Annotated in this window: 17 protein-coding genes; 7 read left to right on the top strand and 10 right to left on the bottom strand. The window is 68.9% G+C overall.

Annotated elements, in window-relative coordinates; all coding sequences use genetic code 11:
* The 10 genes from tssG to tssA form a co-directional block, all read right to left on the bottom strand.
* Positions 1 to 1,041, bottom strand: coding sequence for a type VI secretion system baseplate subunit TssG (tssG, locus tag BM198_RS17070; RefSeq protein WP_074971471.1), 1,041 nt, complete (start codon positions 1,039 to 1,041; stop codon positions 1 to 3).
* Entirely contained in the window at positions 1,005 to 2,864 is a 1,860-nt protein-coding gene (gene tssF, locus BM198_RS17065) for a type VI secretion system baseplate subunit TssF (RefSeq protein ID WP_074971470.1), read from the bottom strand. The genes tssG and tssF overlap by 37 nt, the downstream gene beginning before the upstream one ends.
* Positions 2,861 to 3,376, bottom strand: coding sequence for a type VI secretion system baseplate subunit TssE (gene tssE / locus BM198_RS17060; protein ID WP_074971469.1), 516 nt, complete (start codon positions 3,374 to 3,376; stop codon positions 2,861 to 2,863). The genes tssF and tssE overlap by 4 nt, the downstream gene beginning before the upstream one ends.
* A 2-nt stretch (positions 3,377 to 3,378) precedes the next feature.
* On the bottom strand, positions 3,379 to 4,164 hold the full coding sequence (locus tag BM198_RS17055) for a type VI secretion system accessory protein TagJ (protein WP_074971468.1): 786 nt from the start codon (positions 4,162 to 4,164) through the stop codon (positions 3,379 to 3,381).
* Positions 4,165 to 4,218: 54 nt separating this feature from the next.
* Entirely contained in the window at positions 4,219 to 4,647 is a 429-nt protein-coding gene (locus BM198_RS17050; RefSeq protein WP_074971467.1) for a hypothetical protein, read from the bottom strand.
* Positions 4,644 to 5,075 carry a type VI secretion system amidase effector protein Tae4 gene (locus BM198_RS17045; RefSeq protein ID WP_044407525.1) on the bottom strand — a complete coding sequence of 144 codons (432 nt, stop codon included), beginning with the start codon at positions 5,073 to 5,075 and terminating at the stop codon, positions 4,644 to 4,646. The genes BM198_RS17050 and BM198_RS17045 overlap by 4 nt, the downstream gene beginning before the upstream one ends.
* A 72-nt stretch (positions 5,076 to 5,147) precedes the next feature.
* On the bottom strand, positions 5,148 to 5,636 hold the full coding sequence (locus tag BM198_RS17040; RefSeq protein ID WP_044407523.1) for an Hcp family type VI secretion system effector: 489 nt from the start codon (positions 5,634 to 5,636) through the stop codon (positions 5,148 to 5,150).
* 74 nt (positions 5,637 to 5,710) lie between these two features.
* Complete coding sequence (gene tssC / locus BM198_RS17035) at positions 5,711 to 7,207, bottom strand: type VI secretion system contractile sheath large subunit (protein WP_044407522.1); 1,497 nt, start codon at positions 7,205 to 7,207, stop codon at positions 5,711 to 5,713.
* A 12-nt stretch (positions 7,208 to 7,219) separates the two neighbouring features.
* On the bottom strand, positions 7,220 to 7,735 hold the full coding sequence (gene tssB / locus BM198_RS17030; protein ID WP_044407521.1) for a type VI secretion system contractile sheath small subunit: 516 nt from the start codon (positions 7,733 to 7,735) through the stop codon (positions 7,220 to 7,222).
* 86 nt (positions 7,736 to 7,821) lie between these two features.
* On the bottom strand, positions 7,822 to 8,853 hold the full coding sequence (tssA, locus tag BM198_RS17025; protein WP_074971466.1) for a type VI secretion system protein TssA: 1,032 nt from the start codon (positions 8,851 to 8,853) through the stop codon (positions 7,822 to 7,824).
* Positions 8,854 to 9,256: 403 nt separating this feature from the next.
* Here tssA and tagH point away from each other — a divergent pair, with 403 nt between their 5' ends.
* The 7 genes from tagH (at position 9,257) to BM198_RS16990 (ending at position 19,170) form a co-directional block, all read left to right on the top strand.
* On the top strand, positions 9,257 to 10,972 hold the full coding sequence (gene tagH, locus BM198_RS17020) for a type VI secretion system-associated FHA domain protein TagH (protein ID WP_074971465.1): 1,716 nt from the start codon (positions 9,257 to 9,259) through the stop codon (positions 10,970 to 10,972).
* An 82-nt stretch (positions 10,973 to 11,054) separates the two neighbouring features.
* On the top strand, positions 11,055 to 11,534 hold the full coding sequence (tssJ, locus tag BM198_RS17015) for a type VI secretion system lipoprotein TssJ (protein ID WP_074971464.1): 480 nt from the start codon (positions 11,055 to 11,057) through the stop codon (positions 11,532 to 11,534).
* Between the two features lie 16 nt (positions 11,535 to 11,550).
* Positions 11,551 to 12,885, top strand: a complete 1,335-nt coding sequence (gene tssK / locus BM198_RS17010) for a type VI secretion system baseplate subunit TssK (protein ID WP_074971463.1) — start codon at positions 11,551 to 11,553, stop codon at positions 12,883 to 12,885.
* A 6-nt stretch (positions 12,886 to 12,891) separates the two neighbouring features.
* On the top strand, positions 12,892 to 14,241 hold the full coding sequence (locus BM198_RS17005) for a DotU family type VI secretion system protein (protein ID WP_074971462.1): 1,350 nt from the start codon (positions 12,892 to 12,894) through the stop codon (positions 14,239 to 14,241).
* A complete protein-coding gene (gene tssM, locus BM198_RS17000) occupies positions 14,238 to 17,750 on the top strand; it encodes a type VI secretion system membrane subunit TssM (protein ID WP_074971461.1) in 3,513 nt (1,170 codons plus the stop codon). Before BM198_RS17005 ends, tssM begins: the two co-directional genes overlap by 4 nt.
* Positions 17,747 to 18,442 (top strand): type VI secretion system-associated protein TagF, encoded by a 696-nt coding sequence (tagF, locus tag BM198_RS16995; RefSeq protein WP_074971460.1) that lies wholly within the window; start codon positions 17,747 to 17,749, stop codon positions 18,440 to 18,442. The genes tssM and tagF overlap by 4 nt, the downstream gene beginning before the upstream one ends.
* The gene (locus BM198_RS16990; RefSeq protein ID WP_044407498.1) at positions 18,442 to 19,170 is read left to right on the top strand and encodes a PP2C family protein-serine/threonine phosphatase; all 729 of its coding nucleotides are present in this window, start codon (positions 18,442 to 18,444) and stop codon (positions 19,168 to 19,170) included. Before tagF ends, BM198_RS16990 begins: the two co-directional genes overlap by 1 nt.
* Positions 19,171 to 19,177 lie beyond the last annotated feature (7 nt).

Genomic DNA, 19,177 nt, shown 5'->3' with positions numbered 1-19,177 from the left:
TCACTCTCCTCGATCCGGGTATTGGCGCGGCGTGGCGTCGGCGTAGTGGCGTGCCAGCAGCAGGTCCTTTGCGTCCTGGCCGGGGGTGCCGAGCCAGGTGTTGAAGCCGAGTCGGTCCCCGCCGGACAGCGTCAGCGGCGGAACGTCCTCACGTTTGAGGACCAGGTTGGCGTCCCAGTCCAGTTCTTCTCCCAGGTATTCGGCCACCCAGGCGGCCAGTTCGTGGAACAGTTCGCCGCCCGGCAGGAAGCGCTGGTACTGCGACAGGTCCAGCGGGCCGATGCAGATGCGGAACTTGTGCTGGCGGTCCCACACGTGGGTGCCCAGGCACAGGTCCATCCCCAGGGTGCTGGCAGCCGCGCCCAGGCGGCTGCGCTCGGGCAGCTCCAGCCACTGGCCGACGTATTCCTCGATGGCCACCGGCACGCCGAAGAACTCCGCGAGGATGGTGCGCAGGCCGTCCGGGTAGCGCGTCTGCGCCGCCAGGTGGCCGGTGTAGTAGTAGCGCGCGGCGTCGTCGATGGGCCCCTGGCCGAGCAGGCTTTCCATGCCCCGGCCGGAGAGCGCGCCCAGGCGTGGCGACCAGTAGTCCTGGTCGGGGCGGTCCATGCTCACCGTCGGCCGGGCTTCGGCCCAGGAACGGTAGAACAGTGTCAGCAGGCGGTGCGTGAAGACGTCGAGGAAGCGCTTGAAGGTGGCGTCGGCGCTGTTGCGCTGGCGCTCCCGGGCGTACTCGGTCAGGTGCAGCGGCAACGGCCCGTTGGGCCCGGTGAGGCCGAAGAAGTACTGCTCGATACGCGGTGTGCCGTCGGGGTTGTGCTCGACGCTGGCCAGGGTCGCCGGGGCGAAGCCGCAATCGGGCTTCTGGCCCAGGCGCAACGGGTCGTCGGCCAGGCGCAGGGAATGGCCCAGGCGCGGCCGGTCGGGGTATTCGCACTCGATGCGGCGCAGCGCCTGGAAGAAGTCGTAGTTCCAGGGCGCGGCTTCCATTTCCGCGAGGGTGTCTACAGATTCGGACGACGTCCGGGCTTCGCCCGCCATCGCATCACCTCGCCCCGTTCAGTGGTCCGCAACACCGTTTCGGTGAAGCTGTTGATCGACACGTAGCGTGTCAGGAAACGTTCCAGCACCGAGGCCAGCACGAACACGCCGGTGCCGCGGAAGGCGTTCTCGTCGAACTCCAGGTCGATCTCCAGGCCGCGCCCGAAGACGATCGGGCCCGGCATCGGCAGGCGCCGGGTGCAGGGTTTGCTGGCGACCTTGCGCAGCCCCTCGATCTGCATCTGCAGGGCCTGGTCGTTGGACTCACCATACAGCCGCAGCATCTCGCGCAGGGCGGCAGCGCCCTGGCCGTCCTGGCTCAGCGACAGGTAGTTGAGCGACAGCTGGCTGATCAGCCGCCAGGCGCTGGCGTCATGGGCGCGGCTGGCCTTGGGCCGGCTCGGGCCCGCCAGGCAGCGCACGGCCTGCACCGGGGCGCTGTCTTCCAGGGTGAAGTCGCTGCGCCCGGTGCCCACCGGCATGAACAGCGGCAGGTCACGGTTGGTGCACAGCGCGCCGATGCCCAGCTGGCGCAGGTCGTGGCGGTGGGGCGCCTGCTTGGCGTCCACCAGGGAAATGAAGGTCTCGCTGCCGATGTAGGTGGAGCGCGGCCCCTTGCGACGCTGGTTGCTGGAGAGCACGCGGGGTTCGCGGCGCACCGTGTACCAGGCCTGCTCACGGCCGTAGCGCGAGGGGTCGCGCACGGCATAGAAGGGCTGGAAGGGCTGCTCCGGGCCGGCGCCGTGGCCGGTCACCTCGGTGAGGCTGTGCACTTCGAAGTCCAGCGGGCGGGTGCGGTCGACGATCACGTGGTGCTCGTTGACCCGCTCGTTCACGTGGATGCGGTCCGCCCGGCGCGGGAACAGGTTCACCGCCGGGGTGCAGAACAGGCGGAACAGGTCGGCGCCGATACTGCCTTCCAGGGTGCTGTCCAGGCGGTTGAACAGCACGATGATCTCCAGTTCCTGGCCGGCGCAGCGCTTCACGGGACGGCGCAGGTTGGCCAGGTCGACGAACAGGAAGCGGTTGGGCAGGGCGAAGTATTCCTGCAGCAGGCGGTAGCCCTGGAAGGCGCGGGGCACCACCGGCAGCACCGCGTCCTCGTCGTCGAAGCCGCGCGAGCGCAGGCTGTCCGGCGGCAGGCGCTCCACCCACTCGCCGCCGGGGGCCTGGGCGAACACCGCGCAGGCGTTGGCCATCAGCTGCTCGTAGAGGCGGAAGGGCTGCTCGTCGGCGCCGTGGAGGAAGAAGGTCAGGTCTTCCAGCGACAGGCTGTTGAACGGCAGGCCCGCCCCGGTACGCAGGCGCAGGCGCAGGCCAGCCTTGGCGGTGGGCTCGCTGGCAGCCAGGCGGCCGAGGGCGGCGGCGGGGTTGCCGAAGTATTCGGCCTTGGTCACTTCCAGCGGCCACAGGCTGACCGGCTGGGCGGTGCGGTATTCGCAGGCGGTCTGCGCGTCGGCGCCCAGGCTGGCCCGCAGCGAGGCGTTGCGCGACACCACGAAGCCGCTGGCCAGCGACCCCTCGTTGGGATCGGCCTGCAGCTGCACCACGGTCATCGACGGGGTCGGCGCCAGGTAGTGCGGGTAGGCGATCTCCAGCAGGTTGTGGGTGAAGGTCGGGTACTCGGCGTCGAGCTTGAGCTGCACGCGGGCGGTGAGGTAGGCGAAGCCTTCCAGCAGGCGCTCGACGTAGGGGTCGGCGCAGTCGATGCCGGAGAGCGTCAGGCGCCCGGCGATCTTCGGGTACTCGCTGGCGAACTCGGCGGCACTCTCGCGGATGTGCTGCAGCTCCTGGTTGTAGTACTCCAGCAGGCGCGGGTTCATTTGCGCCTCCTGACCTGTTCGGCGGGCACCACGCGGACGTGGCCGGTCTCCAGGTCGAGGTCGGTGGTGAGCAGCATGCGCAAGGGCACGGGCTCGGCCCACAGGTCGCCCTCGATCTCGAAGGACAAAGCGTTGTGGTTCATCTGGTCGGCTGCCAGCTGGGCGCGTACGCGCAGGGTGGAGCGGATGATGCGCGGCTCGTAGCCGGCGATGGTCTCGGTGAGCAGGGCCTCGATGGCCTGCACGTCGACGCTGGAGGCGGTGTGCCCGGCCAGCGGCGGCAACCCGTAGTTGACCACCGAGCTGCCGGCCTGGATCTCGCCGGAGGTGTCGCTGTCGAGCGGCGCAATGGTGTTGAACAGCCAGGCCAGGTCACGCAGGACCGAGGCCTTGAGCTGGGTGAGGGAGAGCACGCGCTTGTCGGCACTCTCCTTCGGGTTGCCCGGATCGTCGTCGGTGAGGCGATCGAGCAGGGACGGTTGCAGGCGTTCCTGCAGCGTCAGGTCGGCCATGTTCAGGCGCTCGGCTGCTCGAAGGCGAGGGTGCGCACCTCGAACAGGGCGACATCGCCTTCATCGGTGACGAACAGGCGCTGGCCCAGGGGCAGGCCGCTGTCCAGCCAGTCGGTCTTGCGCGCCAGGCGGATGGCGCCGTCGGCGTCGTCCTGGCTGCCCGGGTAGCGGCTGGGGATCAGGCCCACGGTGGTGCCGCCGTTGACCAGGGTGATCTCCACCGGCAGCCACACCAGGTCGCGCAGGTCGGTGGGGGCTTCGATGGCCAGGTGCTGGATGTTGTGCATCGGCAGCCACACGTAGCGGCCGTTGACGATCAGCTCCAGCACCGGGCCCAGGCGCGGGTCGGCGTCGGCCAGCCACTGGAAGGGCTGCTCGTTGACCTGCCCGGCCACCGCCGGTGCGGCGTCGAAGGCGGCGTCACGCAGGGCCTGGGCGGCTTCGGGCTGGCCGTCGGCGTCGTGCTTGAGGGCCTGGATCAGCGGGGCCACCCAGTCAGCGGGTTCGCCCAGCACCACCGGGGTGAGGCGGCCGGCGAACACTTCGGCACGCAGGGCCTCGCATTCCAGGGCAGTGCGGTAGGTCTGCACCATGGCCAGGGCGCCGGCATCCAGCTCGCCGGCCACCTTCAGCTGGTTGTTGGCGCGGCTCCACTGGCCGAGCACGGCCAGCAGCTGGAACAGGAAGACGCGCAGCTCGGCATTGGCCGGCTGGGTGCGGACCTGGTCCTGGAGGGCCTTGAGGGCGTCGTCGACGCGGCCGGCGCGCAAGAGTTCTTCAGCGTTCATGGTCGTCCTGTCTGCAGCGTGGCTGCATTGAATGGGGCTCTTGGGGAATCCGGGTCACCAGTCGAAAGGTCCGGTGAACAGTTTCTGGTCCCATGGCCCGCGCGGGCAGCTGGCGTTGGTCATGGGGGCCGAGGCTTGCAGCGTGCCCTGGCGCAGGCGCACGGCCTGCAGGCGGGTCACGCAGCCCTGGCCGGGGGGCGCCTCCGGCTGGCTGTGCTGCACCAGCAGGATGGGCACCGCGCCCTGGTGTTCGATACGCGGCGCGCCCTCGGCGTTGCGGTGGAATTCGCAGGGCGAGGGCAGGGCCAGTTCAAGGCGGCCGGCGGGATGCACCAGGGTGCAGCGACCGGCCTGGTCTTCGAGGTGCAGGGCCTGGTCGCCCAGCATGGCCTGCTCGGGCGCGGCCGGTCCGGGCGGGGTGGCGGCGCAGGCGTTCAGGCAGGGGAGCAGGGCACAGGCGAGGAGCAGGGTGGGGCGGGTCATGCCAGCTCCCAGAACCAGACCTGGGCGGCGCGATTGGCCGGGTCGTCGTAGGTCTTGGTCAGGCCACGGTTCCACAGGTCGATGTGGTCGCCGGTGGCGCGGGTCTCGCCGCTGCGGGTGAAGCAGTCCTTGAAGAAGATGATGCCGGTACGCTCGTTGAGCGTGCGCTTGGCGGCGGCACCGTCCGTGAAAATCTGCGGACGTCCCAGGTGGTTTCGCCACAGCCAGTTGGCCAGCGACTCGGCTCCACGGGCGTGGCCGTGTGCGCACTTGGGTTCCGGGTAGGTGTTGCGGTCGATGGTGATGGACCGTTCGGCGTTGAGCGTGAGGCTCATGCGGATCGCGCACTGGTTGTCCCAGCCGCCGTCGCACGGGTGCTGCTCGGTGGGGTAGTTGTTCCAGAGGTTGATGAACGCAGGCTTTGCCATGGGGGTTCGCCTCGCCGGGAGGAGGGTGGAGCAACAACGGTCCCGGCAGGGCCGGGACCGTTGGCGAAGACATCAGATCTTCACGTTCTCGCGGATGTTCCAGCCGTACTTGACCGGGCCGCCGTCCTTCGCGCCATCCGCTTTCTGCGGCTGGTAGTCCACCTGGACCTGGGCGAAGTTGAGGCTGATGTTCTCGGTCAGACGGTCTTCACCGCCGCTGCCACCGGTGCTCACGGAGGAAATCAGGACTTCCTTCATGGTGATGATCACGTACTCCACCGGGTTCTCGCCGCCGGCCTTGCGGATGGTCAGCTTGGCTTCCGGGAAGTGCTTGCCGTTGGAGCAGGCCATCATCAGGTTGGGGCTGGACTTGTCGATGTACTTGGTCAGGGACAGGTCCTGGACGCTCACCTTGCCGGCGCCGCCACCACCACCCTGGTGCATGTTGCCGGACTGGGACATGCCCCAGCTCCAGGCCAGTACGTCGATTTCCTTGGCGTGCACCTTGTCGGCGGACTCACCCTCGATGTCCCCGATCTTGATGAACATATCAACAGCCATCTATTCCTCCTTCGTGGCTTTCGCCACCTTGTCAGACGCGCCCGCCACCTGGCAGGCGCTTAAAGTGACGCGCCTCAGGCCCCCTTGGCCGAAGGCAGTTTGGATACCAGGCGCAGCGACACGGTCAGCCCTTCGAGCTGGTAGTGCGGACGCAGGTAGAACTTGGAGCTGTAGTAGCCCGGGTTGCCTTCCACTTCCTCGACCACCACCTCGGCGGCGGCCAGCGGGTGCTGGGCCTTGGTGGTTTCGGTGGAATGCGCCGGGTCACCGTCGACGTAGTTCAGGATCCAGTCCTGCAGCCAGCGCTGCATGTCGTCCTTCTCCTTGAACGAGCCGATCTTGTCGCGAACGATGCACTTCAGGTAATGCGCGAAGCGGCAGGTGGCGAACAGGTACGGCAGGCGCGCGGCCAGGTTGGCGTTGGCGGTGGCGTCCGGGTCGTCGTATTCGGCCGGCTTCTGCAGCGACTGGGCGCCGATGAAGGCCGCCAGGTCGGTGTTCTTCTTGTGCAGCAGCGGCATGAAGCCGTTCTTCGCCAGCTCGGCCTCGCGGCGGTCGGAGATGGCGATCTCGGTCGGGCACTTCATGTCCACGCCACCGTCGTCGGTGGGGAAGGTGTGCGCCGGCAGGTTCGGCACTTCGCCACCGGACTCCACGCCACGGATGCGCGAGCACCAGCCGTAGAGCTTGAACGAGCGGTTGATGTTGACCGCCATGGCGTAGGCCGAGTTGGCCCAGGTGTACTTGCTGCTGTCGGCGCCGGCGGTGTCTTCCTCGAAGGCGAACGCCTCCACCGGGTCGGTCTTGGCACCGTAGGGCAGGCGGGCCAGGAAGCGCGGCATGGTCAGGCCGATGTAGCGCGCATCCTCGGACTCGCGCAGCGAGCGCCAGCCGGCGTATTCCGGGGTGGTGAAGATCTTGGTCAGGTCACGCGGGTTGGACAGCTCCTGCCAGGAACCCATGCCCATCACGGTGGGGGAGGCGGCGGAGATGAACGGTGCGTGCATGGCGGCGGAGACCTTGGCGATCTCGCCCAGCAGCTCCACGTCCGGCGGGGACTGATCGAAGTAGTAGTCGCCCACCAGGCAGCCGTAGGGCTCGCCGCCGAACTGGCCGTATTCCTCTTCGTAGAGCTTCTTGAAGATCGGGCTCTGGTCCCAGGCGGTGCCCTTGAACTTCTTCAGGGTCTTGTGCAGCTCGCCCTTGGAGATGTTCAGCACGCGGATCTTCAATTGCTCGTCGGTCTCGGTGTTGTTCACCAGGTAGTGCAGGCCGCGCCAGGCGCTTTCCAGCTGCTGGAAATCGGCGTGGTGCATGATCAGGTTGACCTGATCGGTGAGCTTGGCGTCGATCGCGGCAATGATCGATTCGATCGACTTGATCGCGTCATTGGAGATCAGGTTGGTCTGCTGCAGCGCATGCTCGGCCAGGGTGCGCACGGCGGTTTCCACCGCCTCGCGGGCCCGGTCGGTCTTGGGCTTGAATTCCTGCAGCAGCAGCGAGGCGAACTCGCTGGTCTGCTCGGTGGTCTGGCCGGCCTGGGGCGCGGCGTCGGTCATCAACTCGGCCATCTGGTTGTCCTCTTAGGCTTGCGGCTCGTTGTCCTGCGGCTTCGGCGCGCTGGCCAGGGCCTGTAGCAGGGCCGGATCCTTGATCGCTTTCATGATCAGTTCTTCAGCGCCGGTCTTGCCGTCCATGTAGGTCAGCAGGTTGGCGAGCTGGGTGCGGGCTTCGAGCAGCTGGTTCAGGGAGTCGACCTTGCGCGCCACGGCGGCCGGGCTGAAGTCGTCCATGTTCTCGAAGGTGATGTCCACGGAGAGGTTGCCTTCGCCGGTCAGGGCGTTGGGCACGTTGAACGCGACGCGCGGCTTCATGGCCTTGAGGCGCGAGTCGAAGTTGTCGACGTCGATCTCCAGGAACTTGCGGTCGGCGACGGCGGCCTGGGGCTCGGCCGGCTTGCCGGCGAGGTCGGCCATGACGCCCATGACGAAGGGCAACTGCACCTTCTTCTCGGCGCCGTAGAGCTCCACGTCGTACTCGATCTGGACGCGGGGTGCGCGGTTGCGCGCGATGAATTTCTGACTGCTGGTGCTACCCATGGTTGCTCCTCCTTCGCTGCCTTTACGGCTGTTGGGGCGTCATCGGCCGCTAGCCGGTAACGGATGCGCGGTCTGCCGGATCGGGGTTACTCGGACTCGGGGCCGCGCAAATTCTCGAATTGCGACATCCCATCGGGGATGAGGTTGCGCACGATCTCGGCGAAATCCGCCGTGACCAGCTTCCGGGCACGCTTGAGCAGCATCGGAACCGGGCTGGAGGGCTCCTGGCGCTCGTAGTAGGCGAGGATGCGGTCCAGCGTGCGCAACACGTCGTCGCGGTTGTTGATCTCGTGGGGGGCGGCGCGCGGCGCGCTGGCCACGGCGACCGGGCTCTCGCCGGCACTGCCGTCGCCGTCGTCCGTCGCGGCGTCTTCGGCCGGCGCGCTGTCGTCCAGGGGCGCGTGCTCCTTGACGATCTGCAGGGCCTGGCGGATCAGCTGCTTGAGCGGGGCGAGGTCGGCGCTCTGGGCCGAGCCGACCTGGTCGGACAGCGTCAACTCGATGGCCGCCAGTGCGGACTGGGCATCGGTGAGGGCCTGGCGGGTGCTTTCCAGCAGCGCCGGGTCGGTGTCGCGGAAGGCGCCCTGGAGCTGCTCGGCGGTCAGCGTCTCGCTGGGGAACCGCTGCAGGTCGAGGGCGTTCAGGGCAGCACGCAAAGTGACCGCTCCGAAGGCACGGGAGCTGGTCAGGTTCGCCTCGCGCACCAGGCGGATCACCGGCTCGGAGGCGAGGCCGGTGAGGGCATTGATGCGGAAGGTCGGGTCGTTGTCGTCGTCGGCGTCGAGCTGCGGGTACACGCCGTCCCAGAACTGGGTCAGCAGCTCGCGCACCAGTGTCAGGCTCTGGGCCAGGCCGGCGAGGCCTTCCAGGGCGATGGCGCTCTGCAGGAAGTAGTTGGCGATGCGCAGGTCCTTACTGCGGCCCAGCAACTGGCTGGACAGCTCGCGCACGTCGCGCCACGCGGGCGGTTCGGCAGGCAGCACGGAGTCGCCCATCTGACGTTCGGGCTGGCCTTGGGCGATTCGTTCGAGTTCGAGATACGAGGCGTCGTATTCGAGGTCGTCACCGCACGGGGACTCGGCGGAAACGGGGGAAAGCAGGTGCGACACGTCCACCACGGTGGGTGTTCTCCTTGTCAGGGCTGGGGCGAGCATGGTTCTGGAGCAGACGTACGACTTGATCACAGTCCCTTGGATCAACGTCTTGGTGACGCCATTTTTCTGGCCTCAACCGCTGCAACTCCTATCCATTTTTCGGGTCGTATTTTGCCCTTGTCAAGACAAACGCGAACCACAACCGACAGATGTGCGCTAGTCGACGCTAGCCTCTTCGGATTGTAAAAGTTTACTTTTTTCGTTCTAAGATAAGTCGGCTAAAGCCATCAGATTTTTCTTCGCTGAGAGTGTTCGCGCGGCTTGGCGAAACAGGGGCACGTGCAGGGTCCGGACCGGCGCGCTGTTGCACGGCATCGAAGGGTTCGGTGTTCGCGCCCCTCTCCAGTGAGATGTGCAAGGAGTCGCAATGCCACTGCGTTTGACCATCACCAGTTATCACAAGCTCACCCCCGGGCAACGTCCCGACGCCGAGCTGGACCGTGGTGAACTGAGGATAGGTCGTGGTACGGAAAACGACTGGGTGCTCCCTGATCCCGAGCGCCTGGTGTCCAGCCAGCACTGCACCATCCAGAGCCGTGACGGCGTCTACTACCTCACCGACACCAGCACCAACGGCGTGATGCTCGCGCAGTCGGGCATCCGCCTGCGCCGGGGCAACAGCGAGCGCCTCAATGATGGCGAAGTGCTCAAGCTCGGCGAGTACGAGATCCTCGTGCAGATCACCGCGCCGGCCACCTCGCAGCCGTTCTCCAGTGGCCCGGCCGCTGCTCCGTCGGTGGGCGGTGCGGACCCGTTCAGCAATTTCGATGCGCTGATGAGCCGACAGGTCGCCTCCAGCGCCATCCCCGAACCCTACGCCGCGCCCTCGGCCACCCAGATGCCCATGGGCGGCTCGCCGCTGGATACCAAGCCGGACCTGTTCGACTTCCTCAACCCGGCGCCACCGCCGGCGGCCGCGATTCCCGACCACGTGCCCGCCGAGCGCCATGATTTCCGCCCGCCGACACCGGTGGCTCCGCCCGCGCCGCCGCCGCTGCCCAGCGTGACGCCGCCCCCGGCCGCCGCCGCCGAGGCCCATGCGATACCGGCCGACTGGGACCCCTTTGCCGACCTCGGACTCTCCACCCCGTCGGCGGCTCCGTCGATCCCGGTGCCGATGCCCACGGCCGCCACGCCCCAGGTGCCCGAGCCGGCGCCGGTGCACGTGCCCGAGGATTTCTTCGCCGGGATCGGCACGCCTGTCAGCGATGCCCAGGCCACGTCCGTGCCGCCGCCCCAGGCCGCCGCCCAGCCGGACCCGATGGCCGTGCTGTTCGGCAGTACCCCGTTCGAGCCGAGCCCCCAGGCCGAGACGCCGGTGGCCGTGCCCGTGCAAGCGCCTGTGGACGTGCCCGTCGCCCCGGCGCTGACGCCCACCGCCCAGGCCACCCACGCCGCCATCGCCACGCCGCCGCTCGAACCCCTGGCCGCGGCCATGCCGGTGCCGACGCCGCCTGCCGCCACGCCGCCCCAGGGGGCTACCCAGGCGCCCCAGGGCGAGTTGCTGGAAGCCTTCCTGCGCGGTGCCGGGTTATCCCAGCTGCGCATCGACCGCGCCGAGGCGGCTGCGCAGATGGAGGCCATCGGGCGCAGCTACCGGCTGATGGTGGAGGGGCTGGTGGACGTGCTGCGCGCGCGCTCCAGCCTCAAGGGCGAGTTCCGCATGTCGCAGACCATGATCCGCCCGGTGGAGAACAACCCGCTCAAGTTCGCCCCCAATGCCGACGAGGCGCTGCTGCTCTTGCTGCGCCACGGCAACGCCGCCTTCATGCCGCCGGACCAGGCGGTGAAGGAGAGCTTCGATGACGTCAAGGCGCACCAGCTGGCCGTCATGGCCGGTGTGCAGGCCGCCATCAAGCACCTGCTCAAGCGCTTCGAACCCGCCACCCTCGAAGCCCGCCTGAGCAAGCCATCGGGCCTGTCGGCCCTGCTGCCGGGTTCCCGGCAGTCGCAGTACTGGGAGCTGTTCACCGACCTCTACGCGAGCATCTCGCGGGAGGCTGAGGACGACTTCCAGGACCTGTTCGGACGCGAGTTCAGTCGCGCCTACGAGGAGCACAGCGCCAGGTTGCGCGGTGGCTAGCGCCGCCCGCCTGCCGGGGCGTGGCCAGGCCCGTCCCGCCGTCGCTTCCGTGGATCAACAGCAGTCAACGAGGACGTACCGAATGCCAAGGATTCTTCTGCTCGCCATGGCCGCGCTGCTCAGCGCCTGTGCCTCCGAGCCGGAAAAGGAAGCCCCGCCGCCGCCCACCGTGGTGCAGCTGCAGATCGAAGCCAGTGCCGACCTCAACGCGCTGCCCGGCGGTGCCGGCACCCCGGTGCGGGTGCGCCTGTACGAGCTGCGCAACGCCACCACCTTCAGCCGTGCCGATTACTTCTCCCTGGTGGACAAGGCCCAGGCGACCCTCGCCGCCGACCTGGTCGCCCAGGACGAACTGCTGGTCAAGCCGTCCGATCGCCAGATGCAGGAGCGCACCCTCGACGAGGGCACCCGGCAGTTCGGCATCGTGGTCGGCTACCGCGAACTGGATGCCGCCGTCTGGCGTGACGTCATCACCGTTCCGCTGAACCAGACCAGCGCCTACAGCCTCAAGTTCGGCGCACGCGGCGTGACCGTCGCGCCGGCGCCCATCACCGAACACTGAAAAGCGGAGACAGCCCATGTCATGGAACAACCGTGTGGTCTGGTCGGAAGGGATGTTCCTGCGTCCGCAGCACTTCCAGCAGCATGACCGTTACCTCGAAGCCCTGGTGGAAGGGCGCTGCCGTTCGCTGCGCCCCGGCAGCTGGGGGTTCTCCGAGCTGAAGATCGACGAGTCGCTGCTCACCCAGGGCAAGCTGGCGATCCTCTCCGCCCGTGGCCTGCTGCCCGACGGCACCCCGTTCGACATCCCCGGCGACGACGTGGCGCCGGAGCCGTTCGACGTGGAAGAGAGCCTGCGTGACGGCATCATCTACCTGGCGCTGCCGCTCAAGCGGGCCGGTGCCCGCGACACGGTGGAGGAGGGCGAGGAGCTGGGCGGTGCCCGCTACCGCAGCCAGGTGCGTGAAGTGCGCGACGACAACGCCGCCTTCGAAAGCCGTGCCCCCGTGTCCATCGGCGGTCGCGCCCTGCGCCTGGTCACCGAGCGCGACGGCCTGGGCGAATACGCCGCCGTGGGCGTGGTGCGGGTGCTGGAGAAGCGCGCCGACCGCGCCGTGGTGCTGGACGAGTCCTACATCCCGCCGCTGCTGGACGTGGCCGTGTCCAAGCCGCTGGCGGCCTTCCGCAGCGAGCTGCTGGGCCTGCTGCACCAGCGTGGCGAAGCCCTGGCCGGCCGCGTGGTCGCCTCCGGCGCGGGCGGCGCCTCGGAAATCGCCGACTTCCTGCTGCTGCAACTGGTCAACCGTGCCGAGCCCTTGGTGGCGCACCTGGCGCGCATTGCCCCGCTGCACCCCGAGGACTTCTACCGCGAGGCCGTGGCCCTGGCCGGCGAGTTCTCCACCTTCACCGCCAGTGGCCGGCGCCCGGCCGAATACCCGGCCTACGAGCACGACGACCTGGCCAACAGCTTCGCCCCGGTGATGCTGGCCCTGCGCCAGGCCCTGTCGATGGTCATCGACAGCCGTGCGGTGCCGATCCCCATCGTCGAGAAGGCCTACGGCGTGCACGTGGCGATGCTGGCCGACCGCACCCTGCTGGAGAACTCCGCGTTCATCCTCGTGGTGCGCGCCGACGTGCCCGGCGAATCCATCCGTGGCCACTTCCCGCAGCAGGCCAAGGTGGGTTCGGTGGAGCACATCCGCGACCTGGTCAACCTGCAGCTGCCGGGCATCGGCCTGCTGCCGTTGCCGGTGGCGCCGCGCCAGTTGCCGTACCACGCCGGCAGCACCTATTTCGAACTGGACCGTGGCAGCGACCACTGGAAGCAGCTGGTGCATTCCGGCGGCTTCGCCTTCCACATCGCCGGCAAGTTCCCCGGCCTCAACCTGGCCTTCTGGGCCATCCGGAGTTAATTCGCGATGCACCCGATCGACGATCCCTTCGGCGGCCCGCCCATCGGTGGCGGCAGTGGCGGCAACAACAACGACCGCACCATGATCATGCCGCGCCCGGGCGGGCGTGGCCCCGAGCCGACGGCGCCGCGCCATGACGCACCGCCGCCCGGCCCGGCTCCGGCCAGCGGGCCGATGCTCACCGCGCGCGGCCTGGGCCTGAACCCCCTGGAGAACGCCGCCGGCCCGATGCTGGCGTTGCTCACCCGGCTGCGCAACACCATCGCCCACCCGATGCCCGCCAGCCTGCGCGCGCAGCTGCTGGGCTACCTGCGCCAGTTCGAAGAGAAGGCCCGCGCCGCCGGCGTCCCCCAGGACGAGGTGATGCTCAGCCGCTACGTGCTCTGCACCGCCCTCGACGAGGCGGTCATGAGCACCCCCTGGGGCAGTGCCAGCGAGTGGGGCAAGCAGAGCCTGCTGATCACCCTGCACAACGAGGCCTGGGGTGGCGAGAAGGTGTTCCAGCTGCTCGACCACTGCCTGCAGAACCCGCGCCAGCGCCTGCACATCCTCGAACTGCTGTACCTGTGCATCAGCCTCGGCTTCGAAGGCCGCTACCGGGTCATGAATGACGGCCGCAGCCAGCTCGACGCGCTGCGCGAGCGGGTGGCCGCCACCATCCGCGCCACCCATGGCGAGATCGAGCGCGAGCTGTCGCCGCACTGGCGCGGCCTGGTGGTCGCCCGTGACCGCCTGCGCCAGTTCCTGCCGCCCTGGGTGGTGATCGCCATCGGCGCCGCGCTGCTGCTGGCCCTGCTGTTCGGCATGCGGCTGAAGCTGGCCGCCGAGGCCGAGCCGGTGTTCAAGAACCTGCATGCCCTGGGCGACATCCCGGTGCAGACCATCGACCGTCCGCCGCAGAAGCCGAAGATCGTCGAGCGCCCGCGCCTGGCCGGCTTCCTCGCCGACGAGATCCGCGCCCAGAAGGTGGCCGTGGAAGACGCCGTGGACCGCTCCGTGGTGACCATCCGTGGCGACCAGCTGTTCGCCTCCGGCAGCGCCAGCATCGACGACGACTTCCAGCCGCTGCTGCTGCGCATCGCCGAGGCGATCCGCAAGGTCAAGGGCCAGGTGCTGGTCACCGGCCACAGCGACAACCGGCCCATCGCCACGCTGCGCTACCCGTCCAACTGGAAGCTGTCCCAGGACCGCGCCCAGCAGGTCATGGACGTGCTCGCCGCCAAGACCGGCCAGCCCGAGCGCTTCCGCGCCGAAGGCCGCAGCGACACCGAGCCGGTCGCATCCAACGACACCGCCGACGGCCGTTCGCGCAACCGCCGGGTGGAGATCACTGTTTTCGCGGAGGGCGTCGAGTGAAGGCGTTTTTCAGTTTCCTGGCCCGCTGGGTCATCCCGGTGCTGGGCCTGATCGCCCTCAGCCTGGTGATCTGGTTCGTCGGCCCGCTCATCGCCATCGGCGGCTTCGAGCCCCTGGCTTCGGCCACCGTGCGCTGGGTGATCATCATCCTGCTGTTCGCCGTGTGGATCGGCTGGCGCGTGCTGCGCCTGATCCAGGCCCGGCGCAACGCGGCCAAGGTCATGCAGGGCCTGGTGGCCGTTGCTCCCGACGCCGCCACCGTGGCCACCAGCGAAGAGCTGGCCACCCTCAAGCAGCGCATGGACGAGGCCCTGGCCCTGCTCAAGCGCGCCAAGCTCGGCGGCCATGAGCGGCGCAACCTCTATGAGCTGCCCTGGTACGTGATCATCGGCCCGCCGGGTTCGGGCAAGACCACTGCGCTGGTCAACTCCGGCCTCAACTTCCCCCTCGCCGAGCACATGGGCTCGGGTGCCATCCGTGGCGTCGGCGGCACCCGCAACTGCGACTGGTGGTTCACCGACGAGGCTGTGCTGCTGGACACCGCCGGCCGCTACACCACCCAGGACAGCCACGCCGAGGTGGACAAGGCCGCCTGGCTGGGCTTCCTCGACCTGCTCAAGACCCAGCGCAAGCGCCGCCCCATCGACGGTGCCTTCGTCGCCATCAGCCTGTCCGACCTGCTGCTGGGCAGCGAGACCGAGCGTGCCGCCCACGCCCGCGCCATCCGCGCCCGGGTGCAGGAGCTGTACACCCAGCTCGGTGTGCGTTTCCCCATCTACGTGATGCTCACCAAGCTCGACCTGGTGCCGGGCTTCATGGAGTTCTTCGACGCGCTGAGCAAGGAAGAGCGCGCCCAGGTCTGGGGCATGACCTTCGCCCTGGACGACGGCAAGAGCGCCGAAGGCCCGCTGTCGGTGTTCGGCAGCGAGTTCGCCCTGCTCGAACAGCGCCTCAACGAGCGCCTGGTGGAGCGCCTGCAGCAGGAGCGCGACCCTGCCCGTCGCGACCTGATCTACGGTTTCCCGCAGCAGTTCGCGGCCCTGCGCGATGCGCTGTCGGGCTTCCTCGACGGTGTGTTCAAGCCCAACCCCTATGAAGAGCGCCCGCTGCTGCGCGGCGTGTACTTCACCAGTGGCACCCAGGAAGGCAGCCCCATCGACCGCCTGATCGGTGCCATGGCCCAGAGCATGAACCTGGACCGCCAGCACCTGGCGCGCCAGACCGGCACCGGGCGCAGCTACTTCATCGAGCGGCTGTTCCGCGAGGTGGCCTTCGGCGAACGCGGCCTGGTGGGCGCCAACCCGAAGGTGGAGCGCCAGCGCACCTGGATCGCCCGGGGCGTGCTCGCCGCCACCGTGGTGCTGGTGCTGGCCGTGCTGGGTGTGTGGATCGCCAGCTTCCGCGCCAACCAGGCCTACATCGCCGAAGTGGATGCGCGGGTGAAGCCGCTGCACGGCCAGTTGCAGGCCCTCAGCCCGGCCCAGCGCGACGTGCTGGCGGTGCTGCCGCTGCTCAATGCCATCCGCAATGCGCCGGGTGATGCGCCGTCCTGGGCCGAGGGCTTCGGCCTCTACCAGGGCGACATGCTCGGCGCCGAGGGCGCCAGCGTGTACCGCAAGCTGCTGATCGCGGTCATGGCCCCCCGGGTCATGGCGCGCCTGGAAGAGCAGTTGCGCGGGGGCGGCAGTTCCGACTTCCTCTACGAGGGCCTCAAGGCCTACCTGATGCTGGCCGACCCGGAGCACTACGACGGCGACTTCATCAAGGCCTGGATCGCCCTGGACTGGGACCGCAGCCTGCCCCGCGACCTGGCGCCGGAACAGCGCCAGGCCCTCAACGACCACCTGGCCGCGCTGTACGACCGCGCGCCGCCGGCCGTGCGCCTGGACGACGACCTGGTGCAGGACACCCGTCGCCAGCTGCAGCAGCTCTCCGTCGCCCAGCGCGTGTACGATCGCGTCAAGCGCCAGAAGCTGCCGCAGAACGTGCCGGACTTCCGCATCAGCGAAGCCGCCGGTCGCGACGCCGCGCTGGTCTTCGCACGCAAGAGCGGCAAGCCGCTGAACGAGCCGCTGCCCGGCTTCTTCACCCAGCGTGGCTACCGCGAGGTGTTCATGGTCTCCAGCCTGAGCCAGGCCGGGACCCTGGCCGAGGAGCAGTGGGTGCTCGGCCGCACCGTGGAGGACGCCCAGGACGCCGCCAGCCTGGCCCTGGAAGTGCGCCAGCTGTACTTCCAGGACTACCTGCGGCAGTGGGATGCGCTGCTGGCTGACATCGACTTCGTGCCCATCACCAGCACCGGCCAGGCGGCCGATGTGCTGCGGGTGCTGTCCGGCCCGCAGTCGCCGCTGAAGAAGCTGCTGGAAGCCGTGGCCAAGGAGACCGACCTGCAGAAGGAAGAGCGCCTGGCCGCCGCCAAGCTGGCGAAGGAAGGCAACGGCGCCGTCGACAAGCTCAAGGCCTTGGTGGGGCAGGGCGGGGACGACACCCAGCAGCCGGCCCAGCCGGGTGCGGACGACCCCATCAGCCGCCACTTCGCCGAGCTGAACAGCCTGGTGGACAAGGGCGAGGGTGACACCGCCGCGCCCATCGAGGCCCTGCTGGCTGACCTCAACGCCCTCTACGTGCAGCTCAGCGCCATGAGCGGCGCCAGCGGCGACCAGCTGCTGGGCGAGGCGAAGAACCAGGCCCAGGCCGCCGCCCAGCGCGTCAGCCTCGGCGCCGAGCGCCAGCCGCCGCTGGTGCAGGGGCTGGTCAAATCGGTGGTCAGCGCCTCCACCAACACCATGATGGGCGGCATCCGCAACCAGCTGAACGCCGCCTGGACGGCCGAGGTGGTCAACGTCTACCGCCAGTCCCTGGCCGGTCGCTACCCGCTGGACCGCAACAGCACCCGCGACGCCACCCTGGACGACTTCGGCGCCTTCTTCGGCGTCGGCGGGGTGATGGACAGCTACTTCCGCAAGTACCTGCAGCCCTACGTCGACACCTCCGCCACCACCTGGCGCTGGCAGCCGGGCGCAGCGGAGAAGCTGGGCATCAGTGCCGGCGTGCTGGGCACCTTCCAGCGTGCGGCGCAGATCCGCGATGCCTTCTTCCGCTCCGGCAACACCACGCCGATGGTGCGCTTTGAGCTGAAGGCGGTGGCCATGGACGCCGCCATCGACCAGTTCCAGCTGGACCTGGACGGCCAGCAGTTCAGCTATGACCACGGCCCGAGCCGCCCGGTGGCCATGCAGTGGCCGAGCCCCAACAGCCTGGGCGTGGTGCGCCTGAGCGTGACTCCGCCCACCAGCGCCGGCCGTTCCGGCCTGACCCTGGAGGGCCCGTGGGCCTGGTTCCGCCTGCTGGACCAGTCCGACCTGACCCAGGGCAACGCGCCGGACCGTTTCACCCTGCGCATGCGCGTGGACAACCTGAGCATCTCCAGCGAGCTGCGTGCCAGCAGCGCCTTCAACCCGTTCCGCAGCCGCGTGGTGAGCGGTTTCGGCCTGCCGGAGCGGCTATGAGCGCAGCGGGTTTCTACGGCAAGCTCGCCGGCCGCGGCGACTTCATCCATCGCGGCCTGACCCCGGCCTTCATCGAGGCCTGGGACCGCTGGCTGGCCGCCGGAATGGCGGAAAGCCAGGCCGAGCTGGGCGGCGCCTGGCTCGACGCCTACCTGATCAGCCCGCTGTGGCGCTTCAGCATCGCCCCGGGCCTGCTGGTGCCCGAGGCGGTGGCCGGCGTGATGATGCCCAGCATCGACCGCGTGGGCCGCTATTTCCCCCTCACCATCGCCGTGGCGCTGGAACCGTCGTGCAACAGCGGCGCGCTGGTGGGGGGCGCCGATGCCTGGTTCGAACAGGCCGAGGCCTTGTTGCTGCCGACCCTGGAGCCGGAGGCGGACGTCGATGCCTTCGAGCGCGGGGTCCAGGCCCTGGGCGCGCCGGAGGCAAGCCCACGGGTGACGCCCCGGGTCAGCGACCTGGGCGCACTGGCCTACCCGGTGGAGGGCGAGGCGGCGCGCCGCGCGGTGCTCGGCCAACTGGCGGGCGAGGGCTGCAGCTTCTTCTGGGGGCGGGGATCACAACGGGTGGAGGCGCAACTGGTGAGGTTCCAGGGGCTGCCGCCGACCCGCTACTTCAGTCGCTTCCTGGTGGGCGAGGGCGCCGTCGGCCAGCCCCCGGCCATCGGGCAGATCGATTTCGGGAGCCTGTGATGCCGCTGCCTCCTGTCACGCAGTACCAGTCGGCCAGCCACAGCCATGTGGGGATGGTCCGCCAGGTCAACGAAGACGCCTGCCTGGACGCCTGCGAACGCGGGCTCTGGGTGGTGGCCGATGGCATGGGCGGACACGCCGCCGGTGACTACGTCAGCAACCTGATCGTCGATACGCTCCGTGGCGTGCCTTGCACCGATGCGCTGGACCTCTACGTGGAGGCCCTGCGCGCGGCGCTGGTGCACGTCAACACCCTGGTGCGGGCCGAGGCGGCCCAGCGCGGGGTGAACATGATGGGCAGCACCGTGGTGGTGCTGGCCGCACGCGGGGGCGAAGGCACCTGCCTGTGGGCCGGTGACAGCCGCCTGTACCGGTTGCGGGAGGGGCGCCTGGAAGGCATCAGCCGCGACCACAGCTACGTCCAGGATCTGGTGGACAGCCACCTGCTCAACGAAACGGAGGCCAGGGCGCACCCCATGGCCAATATCGTGACCCGGGCCATCGGCGTGCAGGATGACCTGGAGCTGGAGGAATCGCGGTTCGTCGTGCTGCCGGGAGACAGTTTCCTGCTCTGCAGCGACGGTCTGAACAAGACCGCCGACGACCACGAACTGTGCGAAGTGCTGGGCCACGCGGACCCCTACCAGGTGGTCCGCAGCCTGGTGCATCTGGGCTTGACCCGGGGCGCGCCGGACAACATCACGGCGGTAGTCGTCAAAGCATCCTGAGAAAGAA

The sequence above is a fragment of the Metapseudomonas otitidis genome, from assembly GCF_900111835.1.
Lineage (GTDB): Bacteria > Pseudomonadota > Gammaproteobacteria > Pseudomonadales > Pseudomonadaceae > Metapseudomonas > Metapseudomonas otitidis.
The sequence above is the reverse complement of the archived record's forward strand: the minus strand, read 5'-3'. Positions and strand labels throughout refer to the sequence as shown.

Bases quoted from the DNA above. Each gene is read 5' to 3' on its own strand.
- tssG (WP_074971471.1), bottom strand. From the start codon at position 1,041: ATGGCGGGCGAAGCCCGGACGTCGTCCGAATCTGTAGACACCCTCGCG.
- tssF (WP_074971470.1), bottom strand. From the start codon at position 2,864: ATGAACCCGCGCCTGCTGGAGTACTACAACCAGGAGCTGCAGCACATC.
- tssE (WP_074971469.1), bottom strand. From the start codon at position 3,376: ATGGCCGACCTGACGCTGCAGGAACGCCTGCAACCGTCCCTGCTCGAT.
- BM198_RS17055 (WP_074971468.1), bottom strand. From the start codon at position 4,164: ATGAACGCTGAAGAACTCTTGCGCGCCGGCCGCGTCGACGACGCCCTC.
- BM198_RS17050 (WP_074971467.1), bottom strand. From the start codon at position 4,647: ATGACCCGCCCCACCCTGCTCCTCGCCTGTGCCCTGCTCCCCTGCCTG.
- BM198_RS17045 (WP_044407525.1), bottom strand. From the start codon at position 5,075: ATGGCAAAGCCTGCGTTCATCAACCTCTGGAACAACTACCCCACCGAG.
- BM198_RS17040 (WP_044407523.1), bottom strand. From the start codon at position 5,636: ATGGCTGTTGATATGTTCATCAAGATCGGGGACATCGAGGGTGAGTCC.
- tssC (WP_044407522.1), bottom strand. From the start codon at position 7,207: ATGGCCGAGTTGATGACCGACGCCGCGCCCCAGGCCGGCCAGACCACC.
- tssB (WP_044407521.1), bottom strand. From the start codon at position 7,735: ATGGGTAGCACCAGCAGTCAGAAATTCATCGCGCGCAACCGCGCACCC.
- tagH (WP_074971465.1), top strand. From the start codon at position 9,257: ATGCCACTGCGTTTGACCATCACCAGTTATCACAAGCTCACCCCCGGG.
- tssJ (WP_074971464.1), top strand. From the start codon at position 11,055: ATGCCAAGGATTCTTCTGCTCGCCATGGCCGCGCTGCTCAGCGCCTGT.
- tssK (WP_074971463.1), top strand. From the start codon at position 11,551: ATGTCATGGAACAACCGTGTGGTCTGGTCGGAAGGGATGTTCCTGCGT.
- BM198_RS17005 (WP_074971462.1), top strand. From the start codon at position 12,892: ATGCACCCGATCGACGATCCCTTCGGCGGCCCGCCCATCGGTGGCGGC.
- tagF (WP_074971460.1), top strand. From the start codon at position 17,747: ATGAGCGCAGCGGGTTTCTACGGCAAGCTCGCCGGCCGCGGCGACTTC.
- BM198_RS16990 (WP_044407498.1), top strand. From the start codon at position 18,442: ATGCCGCTGCCTCCTGTCACGCAGTACCAGTCGGCCAGCCACAGCCAT.